A 13,716-nucleotide genomic window follows, 5' to 3' on the forward strand; every position below is an offset into this window, starting at 1 on the left:
CACCCCACTCCGCGAGAGTACGAAATAGGCCCCTTCAGCGGCGCCGAAAGGGCCATTTCTCCGCTCTCGCGGAAGGTGGGCGGCGGGGCGGGGGGAGCGGATGCGGCGGGTTATACCTGAGAAAATGGTGAAGGTCAAGATTGGGGTGGACATAGGGGGAAAGAGAGCCTATAGTTGATCTTTGCGCTCCCAGACAAATCTATGCCTTCATATTGCGGTCGGCTTTGCGTGCTCAAGCCACCTTGAGGCATACCTCGTATCAAACTGAGGGTCTGGGGAGCGTACTCGGAATTCATTACTAACAGTGACTAGACCTGACGGGGTCTACGGAGGTTATTTCCTTGGCTGCTGCGCGCAACGCAACCACCAACTCACCCAAGAACGGCCGCGCTGCAGGGCGTCTGTCGTTCGCAAAGATCACAGACAATCTGACGGTCCCGGACCTGCTCGCCTTGCAGACGGAGTCCTTCGATTGGCTTGTCGGAAACGACAAGTGGAAGAAGCGTGTCGAAGAAGGTCAGGCGCAAGGTCGCCAGGACCTCCCGACCCGCACCGGGCTCGACGAGATCTTCGAAGAGATCTCCCCGATCGAGGACCTCGGCGAAACGATGCAGCTGTCGTTCACCAACCCCGAGCTCGAGCCTGAGAAGTACACCATTGACGAGTGCAAGGAAAAGGGCAAGACCTATTCCGCACCCCTCTATGTGAACGCTGAGTTCATGAACCACCTCACCGGTGAGATCAAGACCCAGACCGTGTTCATGGGTGACTTCCCGCTGATGACCCCCAAGGGCACCTTCGTGATCAACGGCACCGAGCGTGTCGTCGTTTCACAGCTCGTGCGCTCGCCCGGTGTGTACTTCAACCGTGAGCAGGAGAAGACCTCCGACAAGGACATCTACTCCGCCCGCGTCATCCCGAGCCGTGGAGCCTGGCTCGAATTCGAGATCGACAAGCGTGACCAGGTCGGCGTTCGCATCGACCGCAAGCGCAAGCAGTCCGTGACCGTGTTCCTCAAGGCACTCGGCCTCACGAGCGAGCAGATCCTCGAAGAGTTCAAGGGCTTCGCGTCCATCGAGCTCACCCTTGAGAAGGACAACATCCTCACCAAGGAAGAAGCCCTCAAGGACATCTACCGCAAGCTGCGCCCGGGAGAGCAGGTCGCCGCAGAGGCAGCCCGCGCGCTCCTCGACAACTTCTTCTTCAACTCCAAGCGTTACGACCTGGCCAAGGTTGGTCGTTACAAGATCAACCGCAAGCTCGGCATCGAAGCGCCGCTCAGCTCTTCCGTGCTGACCCTCGAGGACATCCTCGCCACGATCAAGTACCTGGTTGCCCTTCACGACAACCAGACCACGATCTCCGGCATCCGTGAGGGCGTCCCCACCGACATCCGCATCGACATCGACGATATCGACCACTTCGGTAACCGTCGTATCCGCGCCGTCGGCGAGCTCATCCAGAACCAGGTCCGCACCGGCCTGTCCCGCATGGAGCGCGTCGTCCGCGAGCGCATGACCACGCAGGACATCGAAGCGATCACCCCGCAGACCCTGATCAACGTGCGCCCCGTCGTCGCCGCGATCAAGGAGTTCTTCGGAACCAGCCAGCTGTCGCAGTTCATGGACCAGAACAACCCGCTCGCCGGCCTCACGCACAAGCGCCGCTTGTCCGCGCTCGGCCCGGGTGGTCTGTCCCGTGACCGCGCCGGCGTCGAGGTGCGAGACGTTCACCCCTCGCACTACGGCCGCATGTGCCCGATTGAAACCCCGGAAGGCCCGAACATCGGCCTGATCGGTTCGCTCGCCTCGTTCGCGCGGATCAACGCCTTCGGATTCATCGAGACCCCGTACCGTCGTGTCGTCGACGGCGTCATCACGACGACCATCGACTACCTGACCGCGAGCGAAGAAGACGAGTTCATCGTCGCCCAGGCCAACGCGCCGCTGACCAAGGACGCCCGGTTCGCCGAGCCCCGGGTCCTCGCACGTAAGAAGGGTGGCGAGGTCGACCTCTTCCCCGCAGAAGACATCGGCTACATGGATGTCTCCCCGCGCCAGATGGTGTCCGTCGCGACCTCCCTCATCCCGTTCCTCGAGCACGACGATGCGAACCGCGCCCTCATGGGTGCGAACATGCAGCGCCAGGCCGTTCCTCTCCTCATGAGTGACAGCCCGCTCGTCGGTACCGGCATGGAGGTCTTCGCGGCCATCGACGCCGGCGACGTCATCACCGCCGACAAGTCCGGTGTGGTGATGGAGGTTTCGGCCGACGTCGTCACCATCCAGCTTGACGAGGGTGGCACGCAGGACTACTACATGCGCAAGTTCGCGCGCTCCAACCAGGGCACGAGCTACAACAACCGCGTCATGGTCACCGCAGGTGAGCGGATCGAAGCCGGCGAGGTCATCGCCGACGGTCCCGCCACCGACAACGGAGAGCTCGCCCTCGGCAAGAACCTCCTCGTGGCATTCATGCCGTGGGAAGGCTACAACTACGAGGACGCGATCATCCTGAGCCAGAACCTGGTCAAGGACGACACCCTCTCCTCGATTCACATCGAGGAATACGAGGTCGACGCCCGCGACACCAAGCTCGGCAAGGAAGAGATCACCCGCGACCTGCCGAACGTCTCCCCGGACCTGCTTGCAGACCTGGACGAGCGTGGCATCATCCGCATCGGCGCCGAGGTCCGCCCCGGCGACATCCTGGTCGGAAAGGTCACGCCGAAGGGCGAGACCGAGCTTTCCGCCGAGGAACGCCTGCTGCGCGCCATCTTCAACGAGAAGAGCCGCGAAGTTCGCGACACCTCGCTCAAGGTGCCCCACGGTGAGCGCGGAACGATCATCGGCGTCAAGGTGTTCGACTCGCAGGATGGCGACGACGAGCTCGGCTCTGGCGTCAACCAGCGTGTTGCCGTCTTCATCGCCCAGAAGCGCAAGATCACCGAGGGTGACAAGCTCGCCGGCCGTCACGGCAACAAGGGTGTTATTTCCCGCATCCTGCCGATCGAGGACATGCCGTTCCTCGCAGACGGTACCCCGGTCGACATCATCCTCAACCCGCTCGGTATCCCCGGTCGCATGAACTTCGGCCAGGTGCTCGAAACGCACCTCGGCTGGATCGCGAAGCAGGGCTGGGACGTGGAAGGCAAGCCCAAGTGGGCCGCCAACCTGCCCGAGCAGGCGCACCACGCCGCACCGAACACCAAGGTCTCCACCCCGGTGTTCGACGGCGCGTTCGAGATCGAGATCGAGGGTCTCCTCGACTCGACGACGAAGACCCGCGACGGCGTGCGACTGATCGACTCCACCGGAAAGACGCAGCTGTTCGACGGCCGCTCCGGCGAGCCGTTCCCGAACCCGATCTCGGTCGGCTACATGTACATCCTGAAGCTGCACCACCTCGTCGACGACAAGATCCACGCTCGTTCGACCGGTCCGTACTCCATGATCACGCAGCAGCCGCTGGGTGGTAAGGCGCAGTTCGGTGGACAGCGATTCGGTGAGATGGAGGTCTGGGCGCTCGAGGCATACGGTGCCGCGTACGCCCTGCAGGAGCTCCTGACCATCAAGAGCGACGACATCCTCGGCCGCGTCAAGGTGTACGAGGCCATCGTCAAGGGTGAGAACATCCAGGAGCCCGGCATCCCCGAGAGCTTCAAGGTCCTCATCAAGGAAATGCAGTCGCTGTGCCTGAACGTCGAGGTGCTGTCCTCGGACGGAACCGCCGTCAGCCTGCGCGACACGGATGACGAGGTGTTCCGCGCTGCGGAAGAGCTCGGCATCAACATTTCCACCCGCTTCGAATCATCCTCGATCGACGACATCTAGGGCCGGGCAGAATGACAAATACTCCGAACACTCTTCAAGGAGAGAAATTGCTCGACGTAACCACGTTTGACGAGCTTCGAATTGGCCTGGCGACCGCAGACGACATCCGTCGCTGGTCGCACGGTGAGGTCAAGAAGCCCGAAACCATCAACTACCGCACGCTCAAGCCGGAAAAAGACGGCCTGTTCGGCGAGCAGATCTTCGGACCGTCCCGGGACTGGGAATGCTCATGCGGTAAGTACAAGCGAGTTCGCTTCAAAGGCATCGTCTGCGAGCGTTGTGGCGTAGAGGTCACCAAGTCGTCGGTGCGTCGTGAGCGGATGGGCCACATCGAGCTCGCCGCCCCCGTCACCCACATCTGGTACTTCAAGGGAGTCCCCTCCCGTCTCGGCTACCTGCTGGACATGGCACCGAAGGACCTCGAAAAGGTCATCTACTTCGCTGCGTACATGGTCATCACGGTCGACGAAGACGGCCGTCACCAGGACATGCCGGGCCTTGAGAACGAGCTTCGCCTCGAGATCAAGACCCTCGAAGGCCAGCGCGATTCCCGGATCGCCGACCGCCTCGTCCGCCTCGAAACCGACCTCGCCGCACTTGAGGCCGAGGGCGCCAAGAGCGACCAGAAGAAGCGCACCAAGGACGCCGCCGAGAAGGAAATGGGGCAGGTCCGCAAGTCCCTCGACGAGCAGATCGCGCACCTCGAGCGCGTGTGGGAAGACTTCCGCACCCTCAAGGTCGGCGACCTCAAGCCCGAGGACAGCGTCTTCCACGAGCTCCAGGACCGTTTCGGCATGTACTTCGAGGCCTACATGGGCGCCGAAGCCATCAAGAAGCGCCTGCTGGCCTTCGACCTGGTCACCGAGAGCGAAAACCTGCACCTGCAGATCGCCGAGGGCAAGGGTCAGAAGAAGATCCGCGCCATCAAGCGTCTCCGCGTGGTCAACGCCTTCATCATGACCGGCAACTCGCCGGCCGCGATGGTGCTCGACGTCGTCCCGGTCATCCCGCCCGAACTGCGCCCGATGGTGCAGCTCGACGGTGGCCGTTTCGCCACGAGCGACCTCAACGACCTCTACCGTCGTGTGATCAACCGCAACAACCGCCTGCGTCGCCTCCTTGACCTCGGTGCCCCCGAGATCATCGTGAACAACGAGAAGCGGATGCTGCAGGAAGCTGTCGACGCACTGTTCGACAACGGTCGTCGCGGCCGTCCCGTCACGGGTACTGGCAACCGTGCCCTCAAATCCCTGAGCGACATGCTCAAGGGCAAGCAGGGTCGTTTCCGCCAGAACCTCCTCGGCAAGCGCGTCGACTACTCCGGCCGTTCGGTCATCGTCGTCGGCCCGCAGCTCAAGCTGCACCAGTGTGGTCTGCCCAAGCAGATGGCACTCGAGCTGTTCAAGCCGTTTGTGATCAAGCGCCTGATCGACCTGAGCCACGCTCAGAACATCAAGGCCGCCAAGCGCATGGTCGAACGTTCACGCCCGCAGGTCTGGGACGTGCTCGAGGAGATCATCCGCGAGCGCCCCGTGCTGCTGAACCGTGCGCCCACCCTGCACCGCCTGGGCATCCAGGCCTTCGAGCCTCAGCTCGTCGAGGGTAAGGCCATCCAGCTGCACCCGCTCGTGTGTGCGGCGTTCAACGCCGACTTCGACGGTGACCAGATGGCAGTGCACCTGCCGCTGTCCATGGAGGCCCAGGCCGAAGCGCGCATCCTGATGCTCGCCTCGAACAACATCCTGAAGCCGTCCGACGGCCGCCCGGTGACCCTGCCCACCCAGGACATGATCATCGGTCTGCACCACCTCACGACGCTCAAGGAAGGCGTGATCGGCGAAGGCCGCTCGTTCTCCTCGATCGCCGAGGCGATCCTGGCCTTCGACCAGAAAAAGGGCGAAAACCAGGGCCTCGACCTCAACGCGAAGGTACGCATCCGTCTGACGGACAAGTACTTCGAAGAGGGCACCCAGCCGGAAGGCGTGGAACTCGTCAACGGCCAGGCCGTCGGTACCGTGCTGGTGAACACCACGCTCGGCCGCGCGATCTTCAACGAGGCCATGCCGGTCGACTACCCGTACTTCGAAAAGGTGGCCGACAAGGGCAGCCTCTCGGCGATCGTCAACGACCTCGCCGAGCGGTACCCGAAGGTGGAAGTTGCCGCGACGCTTGACCGCGTCAAGGACGCCGGTTTCTACTGGGCCACCCGGTCCGGTGTGACCGTCGCGCTCAGCGACATCCTCACCCCGCCGGACAAGCCCGAGATCGTGGCTCGCTACGAGAAGCTCGCCGCCAAGGTGCAGTCGCAGTTCGAGAAGGGTCTCACGACCGACCTCGAGCGCCGTCAGGAACTCATTCAGATCTGGACGAAGGCGACGGAAGACGTCGCCGAGGCCATGCAGAAGAACTTCCCGAAGGACAACACCATCAACCGCATGGTCACGTCCGGTGCTCGTGGTAACTGGCTGCAGGTGCGTAACATCGCCGGCATGCGAGGCCTCGTGAACAACCCGAAGGGTGAGATCATCCCTCGCCCGATCATCTCGAGCTACCGCGAAGGCCTGTCCGTCGCCGAGTACTTCATTGCTACTCACGGTGCCCGTAAGGGTCTGGCCGACACCGCCCTCCGTACCGCCGACTCCGGGTACCTCACCCGTCGTCTCGTGGACGTCTCGCAGGATGTCATCATCCGCGAAGACAACTGTGGAACGACCAAGGGCCTCGAGTTGCCGATCGCGATCGTCGACCCGCTCGGTAACCTGGTTCGCCACCCCAACGTGGAGAACGCGGTCTACGCCCGCAGCCTGGCCGCAGCCGCGGTCAACGCCGCTGGCGAGGTCGTCGCCGAAGCCGGAGACGACGTCGGAGACGTGCTGATCGAGAAGCTGGTCGAGGCCGGCATCGAGACCATCAAGGTGCGTTCCGTGCTGACGTGTGAGTCTGCCGTCGGTGTGTGTGCGGTCTGCTACGGCCGTTCGCTCGCGACCGGCCTGCTCGTGGACATCGGAGAGGCCGTCGGCATCATCGCCGCACAGTCGATCGGTGAGCCCGGCACGCAGCTGACCATGCGTACCTTCCACACCGGTGGTTCGGCGTCCGCTGACGACATCACCCAGGGTCTGCCGCGCGTCCAGGAGCTCTTCGAAGCACGTACCCCCAAGGGTGCGTCGCCCATCGTCGACACTGCCGGACGCATCACGATCGAGGACACCGACCGCAGCCGGAAGGTCATCCTGACCCCCGACAACGGCGACGAGCCGATCGCGTACCCGGTGCTCAAGCGCTCCACCCTCCTCGTCGAGGATGGCCAGCACGTCGAGCTCGGCACGCAGATCATCATCGGCGCCGTCGACCCGAAGGAAGTTCTTCGCGTCAAGGGTGTCCGGGCCGTGCAGAAGCACATCGTCGGTGGCGTCCAGGACGTCTACCGTTCGCAGGGTGTGCCGATCCACGACAAGCACATCGAGGTCATCGTCCGCCAGATGCTCCGCAAGGTCACCGTCGTCGAACACGGCGACACCGGCCTGCTCCCCGGCGAGCTCGTCGACCGGTTGAAGTACAACGAACTCAACCGTGCGGCACTCACCGAGGGCAAGAAGACGGCATCCGCTCGTCAGGAAGTCATGGGTATCACCAAGGCGTCCCTGGCGACCGAGTCCTGGCTGTCGGCCGCTTCCTTCCAGGAAACCACCCGGGTTCTCACCCAGGCGGCCATGGAAGGCAAGAGCGACCCGCTGATGGGCCTCAAGGAGAACGTCATCATCGGAAAGCTGATCCCGGCCGGCACCGGACTGCCCCGTTACCGCGACGTCACCGTCGAGGCAACGGAGGAGGCCAAGGCCGAGCGTTACCCGAACCGCATCTTCACCGATGATGCAGCGTTCAACGAGGGTGACCTGAGCTTCGTCGACTTCGACAGCTTCTCGTCCGACGACTTCACGCCCGGTACCTACAAGTAGCGTGTAGTCCTCACCAACGGATGCCCCTCTCGCCTCGGCGAGGGGGGCATCCGTCGTTAACTCCCCGTCGCCGGAGCGCCGACGACACTCGGCGCGCAGGGCGGTTCTCGAGGGAAGCGGTGGTGTGACGCGCTGGGCCGCGCCGGGTACCCTGTGAGGGGGCGCAGGTATTTCCGTGTCTCGCGAGCACGAGGGCAGCATGCAATTACTACTGGCACGCATCAGCGCGGCCGTCACCGGGGCGATGGGACTCGTCGTACTCGCAGGCTGGTATCTCGGCGCGAGCACCCTGCCGGCCCCATTCGCCGGCCCCTGGTCGATGAAGCCGACGCCGGCCCTGGCTCTCATCATGCTGTCGCTGGCCCTGTTCCTGCTCGAGCGGCGTCGGGTGGCACTGGTCCTGGGGCTCGCCGTCGCTCTGCTCGGCGCCCTCACCCTCGCCGAAGACATTCTGGGCGTGACGCTCGGCGTCGACCGGCTGCTGCCCGGCATTGCCTTCGGCGGTCAGGATCCGCGCATGGCGCCGGCGACGGCCGTTTCACTGATCCTTCTGGGCATCGCCGTCTGCGCGAGCCTGCTGCCGCGGGCGTCCTGGATGCTCGGCCTCGCCTTAGGCTCGCTGACTGTGAGCCTGCTCGCATTGCTCGGTTACGCCTATGGGGCGTCCTCGCTCTACTCCGTGGGCGGGTACACGAGCATGGCTCTCATCACCGCTCTCGCGGTGGCGTTCGAGTCGGTCTCGATCCTTCTCACCCGGCCCAACAACGGCCTCGTCGGATTGCTGCGCGACCCGGGTAGCTCAGGGCAGCTGCTCCGACCCGTCGTTCCGCTCCTCCTGCTCGGCCCCTTCGTGCTGGGGTGGCTGCGACTCTGGGGCCAGCGACAGGGCTGGTTCGACACGGTGCTCGGTGTCGCCTTCCTGGTCGCCACGATGACGGTGGTCGGCATCGGCCTGAGCTGGGTGGCCGCCCGGAGGCTGCGCGACCTCGACCGGCAGCGCGACGCCGCCATGGTCGCGATGGACGAGGCAAACCACACCCTCGAGACGGCGGTGGACAGGCGCACCCGCGAGCTGGCGAAGATCGCAGACACGTTGCACACGCTCGTCGCGATCGCCCCGGTGGGCATCGTGCAGATGGACGCGGCCGGCGGACTTCTCAGCGCCAACGACCAGTGGCGCGCCCTGAGCGGCCTCACCAGGGTTCAGTTCCAGCGCGGCGGTATGGCCACAGCTATCCACCCCGACGATACCGAACGCGTGCAACGCGACTGGGCTGCCGCGATTGCCGCCGGGGCAGCGTACGAGACGATGATGCGCTTCCGCACTCCGGGCGGTCAGGTCAACTGGGTACAGGTGAGCACCGCGCCGATCCGGGACGCCGGTCAGGTCACCGGGCACATGGCCACGGTCACCGACGTGACCGCGCTCCACGCTGCAGAACAGGCGGTCTCGGCCGCGCGGGCACGATTCGAGGCCGCGTTCGCGTCGTCACCGCTCGGCACGGCGATCGTGGATCTCGACGGCAGGGTGGTGGCGGCCAACCCGCGGCTGTTCGAGCTCGCCGGGCCGGCATCCGTTGTCGTCGGCCAGCACATCGAGGCCATCTTCATGCCGCTCGATGCCGGAGCGCGCGGCGCTCGCACGTCGGAGGTGTTCGACGGGCCCTCCACGCGGCAGCGCATGGACCGCCGGATGCTCCGGGTCGACGACGAGGAGACGTGGGTCAAGGTGAGTATCGCCGAGATCCCCGCGGGGGAGCAGGCTGGCGCGCTGCTGTACCAGGTGGAGGACATCACCGCCCGCCGCCTCGCCGAGGCCCGAGTGGAGCACCTCGCGTTCCACGACCCGCTGACCAACCTGCCCAATCGCCTGCTGCTTCTCGACCGGCTCAACCAGGCCCTGTTGCAGTCATCACGGCACGGGCACGGCGTGGCCGTGCTGTTCATCGACCTGGACCGGTTCAAGTTCGTCAACGACAGCCTTGGCCACCACATCGGGGACGCGGTGCTGGCTGAGGTCGGGGTGCGGCTCCGGCAGCAGGCGCGGGCCACCGATACGGTATCCCGTATCGGCGGAGATGAATTCGTGATCATCTGTCCGGGCGTCGACAGCAGCGAGGACGTGCACACACTGGCCCACAACCTGCAGCGCTCAATCGCCGAACCGATCCGGATCGGCGACCTCGTCGCATCCGTCGACGCGAGTATCGGCATCGCCTTCGGCCTCGGCCACGACGACGCGGAGGCGCTACTCCGCAACGCAGACCAGGCCATGTACTCGGCCAAGGGCCGGGGCCGGGCCCGCTACGAGGTCTTCGACGACGACTTGCGCGGCCGCATCGACCGGCGGCTGGACACCGAGCTCGCCCTCCGCGACGCCGTCGAGCTCGGCGAGATCGAGACCTGGTACCAGCCGATCGTCGATCTCCAGGAGAACACGGTCGTCGCCACCGAGGCTCTCGCCCGATGGCGCCGCCCCGAGCGCGGCATCGTCTACCCGGGCGAGTTCATCGCGATCGCCGAGGAAGTCGGGTTGATCAAGGGCATCGGCGTGACCGTTCTCGGCCAGGCCTGCCGGGCGGCGGCGACCCTCGAGGGCGGCCTCGCGGTGAGCGTCAACGTCTCTCCACGACAGTTCGCGCAGGACGACTTCGGCGTCGTTGTCAGACGCGCGCTGGCGGAGAGCGGGTTGCCTCCCGAGCGCCTCTGGATCGAACTGACGGAGAGCGCCGTGCTCGAGGCGATCGACTCCGCGGCCCGGACCTTCCAGGAGCTGAGGGAACTGGGTGTCAAACTGGCGATCGACGACTTCGGCACCGGCTATTCCTCCTTCACGCACCTCCGCGCCTTCACCGTCGACCTGCTCAAGATCGACCTCACCTTCGTGCGCGACCTCGAACGCTCCGAACACGACCGGGCGATCGTCGAGGGCATCCTGCGCCTTGCCGATTCGCTCGGACTCGACGTCGTCGCCGAGGGCATCGAGACGGCAGGCCAACGCGACCTGCTCCGGTCCATGGGCTGCCGCTACGGGCAGGGCTACCTCTTCTCCAGGCCGGACCCGTCACCGCTGCCCGTCGTGAGCTTCGACAGCTGACCGACGGGCGCCAACGGAGGATCGTCCGCACCGGTCCGGCAATCTGTAGCGGTCAGCCGCGCGATCTTCCTGAGTTAGCCACCGGAAGGCCGCGCTCAGGCGGCCGGCGGGGTGGGGACGGCGCCTGGCCACGTGCCCAGGTATGCGGGACTGTCGAGGTAGACGCTGTTCACCCCGGTCTGGGCCGGGTACTCGACCCCGGCGAGCAGGTTGGCCTGCGGCTGCAGGTCGAGGGTCCTGCCGTGGTTGCGCACGGTCAGGGTCAGCTCGGCGGGCTGGCTGTCGAACGAGGTCGCCCAGCCAACCCTGAGGACGTAGTCGAGCACGCCGGGGGCCGCTAGCGCGGAGTCGTCATCGACGTAGACCTCGATGACCGCCAGGGTCGACAGGCCGGAGATGACCTCACCAATGCTGGCATCGCTCAGCCCGGGGACGGCGTTCAGGAGCGCGGCAGCGGCCTCGCGGCTGATGCTCGCCCCGGTCGCTGATGCCCCGGTCGCTGATCCTGAGGACGTCGGCGTTGGCGCCGGAGTGGCCCTGACGGCCTGCGGGGAACAAGCAGTGAGCACGGCTGCCATAGTCACGGCCGCGACAAGGGTGACGATCGAGCGAGTGCCGAGTTTCACCTCCGGATCCTCATCGAGTTGTGGTGTAGTCGCGGACGGTGGCGCGTGACGTCCCTCGCGAGGTGCAGCTCGTCTGTCTTCCCCAGGACTCGTGAAGCGAGAGGTTCTGTCGCCTGTGCACTCTTTGCCATGCGTTTCCCCCGTAAGCCCCGTCCAACCTTAACGAGATTGGGGCGGATCAGCGGTTCTCGTCGGACGACGTCACGCCCGGGACGGTGCGGGACCGTCGACTCGCCTGAACCTGTGAACTGCGAATCTCGTTCGCTGGCTCATCCGCGGGCCGTTTCGGCCGACCCAGGCCGGGGGATTTGCACCCTTGCCAGCCCATCCCAATTGCAGCGTGATGCAACATTCCCCAAGTGAGGCGGGGCCGGCGCTCAAGGCCCGTCCTGGTGAAGCTGGCAGTATTGACCAGTTTCGTGGACACGAGCTCCCCGTGCACCTACGGTCGGCCTTGTACACAACTGAGGACGGAGGTGAACGAGATGAATGATGCTGAGGCATTTCGTGCTCCCCGCGCCCTCTGGCTCGCTCTCGTCGCCGTTGCGCTCGGCATCGCCTGGTTCCTGTGCGGCGGGGCGAATCCCGCGTCGGCGACCGATCTGCTCCCCGATGCGCCTCCTGCAACGGATGCCGCCGCACCCGGCCTCCTGAACGCTTCCGTCCCGGAGCTGGTCGCCAGCGTTCCTGCCTTTGCAGTCTCCGTCGTGGCTGACGCACCTGGCGTCGACACCGCAACCATTGACGCGGCGTCCGCAGACGTGCCCGAAGCCGTCGGGACGGCCATGACGCCGATTCTGGCCGCCGTAGCTGCCGAAGTACCCGACGTCAGCATTCCGGACCTCAGCATCCCCGATGTGGCGGGTTCTCCTGTCGCCGTGCCCGTCGCCGTGCCCACGATCGCCCTCGCGGTTTCAGACCTTTCCACCCTCGCGACTCGCACAGTGATCACCTCGGTCGTCCCGGCCGGGACCGTCTTCGTCGCGCCGAGCGCGCATCCGTTCCCGCCCTCTGTGCGCGGCACCGCCGGTATCCCCGACGCGGTCGCGAGCCTGACGCTACTTGATGCCGCGGCATCCGCTACCGGAGCCCCGCTCGGCACGCCGGGGCACCCCGTTAACCTGCCGCAGCCCACTCCGGATGCCGCAGCACCGGGCGGCGGCAGTTCGGCATCTCTGCTCGCAACGTGCGGATCAACACGCGCCGCGTCTGTCGCGGCTCTCCGTCTCACTTTCGAGGACGACGCCCTGCCGTCCTCCCTCTCCATCGACCCCGGTTCTTCTCCCGCCTGAGTAGGTCCCTGCCGTGCTATCCCGACGGCATGCGGACCACCGCCACGCGTCCCTCGCGCGGCTCACTCACACTTTCAAGGAGAACCATCGTGAACATCACTCTGTCCAGGGCGCTCTACGGCACCCTCTTCGTCGGGGCGCTCTCGCTCCTCGGCACGACCGCGGCGCACGCCGCAGACACCAGCGGCGACTCCGGAACCCTCTCGGGATCCCAGGTCGTCACCGACACCACGGCCCCTGTCCAGGTCTCCGGCAACGCGATCAGCGTCGTGGGCGACTCCGCCAGCACGGCACCGGCTCCTGCGGCTGCCTCCGCGTCGGCTCCTGCTCCTGCAGCCACACCGGCGCCAGCCGCTGCAACCACCTCGAGCTCCGACGGGACCGCCTCCGGCACCCAGGTCGTCGCCCCGGTCGCGGCCCCGGTGACCGCGTCCGGCAACGCCATCTCGGTGCTCGGCGACTCGACCTCGACCGGGTCGACCGGACCGGCCCCCGGCCCAGCCCCGGCGGTCACCCTGGCCCCGGCAACGACAACAGGAACCGACTCCCTTCTCGGCGGCACACAGGGCCTCACCAGCGTCGACGTGCCGATCACGGCATCGGGCAACGCGGTGAGTGTCATCGGTGATTCGGCGTCAACGGGCACACCGTCCGCGAGCACGGCGGATGCCTCCGCTCCCGCGGCCGGCTCCGGCCGGGTGACCTCGGGTGCGGACGGCATCGCATCAGGTACGCAGGTCGTCCCTGAAGTCGCTGCACCGGTGACGGTCGGCGGTAACTCCGTCTCGATCCTCGGTGACAGCAGCGCGACATCTGGTTCGCCGGCTCCGTCAGGGTCTGGCGCGGGAACGACCTCCGCTCCCACGGCAGGATCCGCCCCGGTGACCTCAGGTTCGGATGCCACGGCGT

At 65.7% G+C, this 13,716-nt stretch carries 6 protein-coding genes; 5 read left to right on the forward strand and 1 reads right to left on the reverse strand.

Annotation, left to right across the window (positions count from 1 at the left end; all coding sequences use genetic code 11):
* Positions 1–341: 341 nt before the first annotated feature.
* The 3 genes from rpoB to QN357_RS13255 all read left to right on the forward strand — a co-directional run bounded on the left by rpoB (position 342) and on the right by QN357_RS13255 (position 10,889).
* Entirely contained in the window at positions 342–3,833 is a 3,492-nt protein-coding gene (gene rpoB, locus QN357_RS13245; RefSeq protein ID WP_134449706.1) for a DNA-directed RNA polymerase subunit beta, read from the forward strand.
* A gap of 47 nt (positions 3,834–3,880) precedes the next feature.
* On the forward strand, positions 3,881–7,792 hold the full coding sequence (locus tag QN357_RS13250; RefSeq protein WP_134449705.1) for a DNA-directed RNA polymerase subunit beta': 3,912 nt from the start codon (positions 3,881–3,883) through the stop codon (positions 7,790–7,792).
* 175 nt (positions 7,793–7,967) lie between these two features.
* A complete protein-coding gene (locus QN357_RS13255) occupies positions 7,968–10,889 on the forward strand; it encodes a putative bifunctional diguanylate cyclase/phosphodiesterase (protein ID WP_323504994.1) in 2,922 nt (973 codons plus the stop codon).
* A gap of 95 nt (positions 10,890–10,984) precedes the next feature.
* Here the strand turns inward: QN357_RS13255 and QN357_RS13260 are convergent, their stop codons facing one another.
* On the reverse strand, positions 10,985–11,515 hold the full coding sequence (locus QN357_RS13260; RefSeq protein ID WP_322136559.1) for a hypothetical protein: 531 nt from the start codon (positions 11,513–11,515) through the stop codon (positions 10,985–10,987).
* Between the two features lie 485 nt (positions 11,516–12,000).
* On the opposite strand from QN357_RS13260, the gene QN357_RS13265 reads away from it, so the two are divergent.
* Entirely contained in the window at positions 12,001–12,807 is an 807-nt protein-coding gene (locus QN357_RS13265) for a hypothetical protein (protein ID WP_322136558.1), read from the forward strand.
* A gap of 89 nt (positions 12,808–12,896) precedes the next feature.
* Positions 12,897–13,716: chaplin family protein (locus tag QN357_RS13270; RefSeq protein WP_323504995.1), on the forward strand; the 820-nt coding region annotated here is incomplete at its 3' end.

The sequence above is a fragment of the Cryobacterium sp. RTC2.1 genome, from assembly GCF_035018685.1.
GTDB lineage: Bacteria > Actinomycetota > Actinomycetes > Actinomycetales > Microbacteriaceae > Cryobacterium > Cryobacterium glucosi.